Source organism: Bradyrhizobium sp. (assembly GCF_017881085.1).
GTDB lineage: Bacteria > Pseudomonadota > Alphaproteobacteria > Rhizobiales > Xanthobacteraceae > Bradyrhizobium.
This window is the reverse complement of record NZ_JADGRI010000459.1, coordinates 1-3,092: the sequence shown is the minus strand read 5'-3', so window position 1 is coordinate 3,092 and position 3,092 is coordinate 1. Positions and strand designations below refer to the sequence as shown.

The 3,092-nt window shown below is 67.1% G+C and carries 3 protein-coding genes; 2 read left to right on the top strand and 1 reads right to left on the bottom strand.

Translation table 11 applies throughout. The features are described from left to right. Positions 1 to 11: 11 nt before the first annotated feature. A complete protein-coding gene (locus QZ213_RS26560) occupies positions 12 to 1,481 on the top strand; it encodes a YcjX family protein (protein WP_291689026.1) in 1,470 nt (489 codons plus the stop codon). Then, the gene (locus QZ213_RS26555; protein WP_291689025.1) at positions 1,478 to 2,503 is read left to right on the top strand and encodes a TIGR01620 family protein; all 1,026 of its coding nucleotides are present in this window, start codon (positions 1,478 to 1,480) and stop codon (positions 2,501 to 2,503) included. The genes QZ213_RS26560 and QZ213_RS26555 overlap by 4 nt, the downstream gene beginning before the upstream one ends. Positions 2,504 to 2,600: 97 nt before the next feature. Here QZ213_RS26555 and QZ213_RS26550 read toward each other — a convergent pair whose 3' ends face one another. Beyond that, the gene (locus QZ213_RS26550) at positions 2,601 to 2,894 is read right to left on the bottom strand and encodes a hypothetical protein (protein ID WP_291689024.1); all 294 of its coding nucleotides are present in this window, start codon (positions 2,892 to 2,894) and stop codon (positions 2,601 to 2,603) included. Between the last annotated feature and the right edge of the window lie 198 nt (positions 2,895 to 3,092).

Sequence of the window (3,092 nt, the reverse complement as noted above, 5' to 3'; positions counted from 1 at the left end):
TTCCCGCCCGCATGGCCCCCAATTTTTCCGAAATGATCGAGGAAGCGCGCCTGTCGGCGCGGGCGCTATTGGACTATGGCGATCACTTTTTCAATCCGACGGTCCGGCTCGGCGTCACCGGCCTGTCACGGGCCGGCAAGACGGTCTTTATTACCGCGCTGATACACGGCCTCACCCGCGGCGGCCGTTTTCCCGTGTTCGAGCCTTTTGCCACCGGCCGGATCGCGAAGGCGCGGCTTGCGCCGCAGCCCGACGACGCGGTGCCGCGCTTCGACTATGAAAACCACGTCCGCACCCTGATCGAGGCGCGGCGCTGGCCGAGCTCGACGGTCGACATCAGCGAATTGCGGTTAGTTATCGACTACCAGCGGCAAAATGGCGCGGACCGCACGCTGACCCTCGATATCGTCGACTATCCCGGCGAATGGCTGCTCGATCTGCCGCTGCTCAACAAGAGCTATGAGCAATGGTCGCGCGAGAGCCTTGGCCTGTCGCGGGAGCGTCCCCGCGCGCCGCTCGCGGCGCAATGGCACGCGCATCTGGCGACGCTGAGCGCCGAGGGCCACGAGGACGAGCAGGCGGCGCTGACGGCGGCGCGGCTGTTCACCGATTATTTGCGTGCCTGCCGCGACGAACGCTTTGCGATGAGCCTGTTGCCGCCCGGGCGCTTCCTGATGCCGGGCAACCTTGCGGGTTCGCCGGCGCTGACCTTCGCGCCGCTCGATCTGCCTGACGAGGGCACGGCGCCCGAAGGTTCGCTGTGGGCGATGATGGTCCGGCGTTACGAGGCCTATAAGGATGTGGTGGTGCGGCCGTTCTTCCGGGATCATTTCGCGCGGCTGGACCGCCAGGTGGTCCTGGTCGATGCGCTCTCCGCGTTCAACGCCGGCCCCGAAGCGCTGCACGATCTCGAGGCGGCGCTGGCGGGAATCCTGGATTGCTTCAGGATCGGCCGCAGCACGTTTTTGACGAGCCTGTTCCGGCCGCGGATCGACCGCATCCTGTTCGCCGCGAGCAAGGCCGATCACCTGCACCATTCGAGCCATGATCGCCTGGAAGCGGTATTGCGGCGGACCGTGGCGGGGGCCGTCGCCCGCGCCGAGGACACCGGCGCGCTGATCGACGTGGTGGCGCTGGCCGCGGTGCGCGCCACAAGCGAGGCGATGGTCGCGCGCGGGCGCGACAAGCTGCCCTCGATCCTGGGAACGCCCGCCCCGGGCGAGACCGCGGGTGGCGAAGCCTTCGACGGCACCACCGAGGTCGCGACCTTTCCGGGCGACCTGCCCGCCGATCCCGAACAGCTTTTCGCCGGCGAAGGCGCGTTCCGCGGGCTTTCCAGCGCCAGCGCCGAAAAGAGCGATTTCCGGTTTCTTCGCTTCCGGCCACCGCAACTGGAAAGCGCCGATACGGAAGGCCCGACCCTGCCTCACATCCGCCTTGACCGCGCCCTCCAGTTCCTGATCGGAGACAGACTGCAATGAGCGAGCGCCCCCGCAAGCCGGCGACTTTCAAGCTCGACGATCCCGGCGTGGTCGTGATGGATGCGGATGAAACCGGCCGCCCGTCGCGCGGCACGGTGCGCATCACGCCGGAAGCTGATTCTGCGCTTCTGCCCGTTCCGGTCGAGGCGCCGCTGGTTCCGATGCGCCGCGGCTTTCCCTGGGGCGCGGTATTCTGGAGCGCCGTCGGCGGACTGGTCCTGCTCGGCCTCGGTCTCAGCGTCACCCAACTGATCGAGAATCTGTTCGCGCGCAGCGAGGGGCTCGGCTTTCTCGGTCTCGGCTTTGCCATCGCCGCCGCGCTGGCGCTTGCCATCGTCGTCGCGCGCGAAGCGTTCGGGCTCGTTCGCCTTGCGACAATCGAAAAACTGCATCTGCGCGCCGCCGAAGTGCTGCTGAGCGACGATCGCGCTGAAAGCCGCAACATCGTGCAGGACCTCATAAAACTTGCGCACCAGAACCCGCATCTCGCGCGACCCCGCGCTGCGCTGCAGGGCCATGCCGACGACATCATCGACGGCGCCGACATGATCCGGCTGGCCGAGCGCGAACTGATGACGCCGTTGGACGAAGAGGCGCGACGGCTGGTGTCATCGGCCGCGCAGCGCGTCTCGATCGTCACCGCGGTCAGCCCGCGCGCGCTGGTCGACGTGCTGTTCGTGTTCGTGGCCTCGTTGCGCCTGATCCGGCAGCTGGCGCTGCTCTATGGCGGACGGCCCGGCGCGCTCGGCATGATCCGGCTGATGCGTCACGTCATCGCCCATGTCGCGATCACCGGCGGCATGGCGGCGAGCGACAGCCTGATCCAGCAGGTGCTCGGCCATGGCATCGCGGCAAAACTGTCGCAGCGGCTCGGCGAAGGCGTGCTCAACGGCCTCTTGACCGCGCGGCTCGGGCTCGCGGCCATCGACGTCACCCGCCCGCTGCCGTTCACCGCGCTGCCGCGGCCGGTGCTTGCCGATCTGGCAAAGGATTTGCTGCGGAAACGCGAGGGCGAGGAGTGAGCTCCGGCGCGATTTCGCGGACGGAGCAAGAAGGCCACCCAAACGGGTGGCCAGATTTGATCTCGTTCAAGCTTCGGGCGCCCGCAATGCGCTTCGATCAATCGCAAACCTGGACCCGGCGAAAACGCCAGTCATAGCCGTCCCAGTAGCGCTCACGAACGAACCGGCAGGCGGGCTCTTCAACGTAGACCGGCGCCGGCGCGTAGTAAGCCGGGGGTGGCGGCGGCGGAGCAGGCCGCGATGCCAGCGCACCGCCGAGCAAGGCGCCGCCGATAAGCCCGCCAACCACGCCGGCGGCGATTTCACCATTCTCCGCCCTTGCAGGCTGCGGGAGCAGGACCGGGCTCGCAATCAACGTGACCGCCAGCATGGTTGAAGCGACTTTGCGCATCGTTTGTTCTCCAGGTTGCGCCCGCAACTGTGCACGGGCGCCGTACCAAACCATCATACATCGGGCGATTAACGCATTCTTAAGCCTGCGCGCAAGCGAGAAAATAATTTGGAATCGCGGGGCATCGAGCGAGCCCTAGCCCGGCGCGACGATCCCTGTCCGCGGCATCAGGCCCTCGAACGCAATCACGCTATCGTC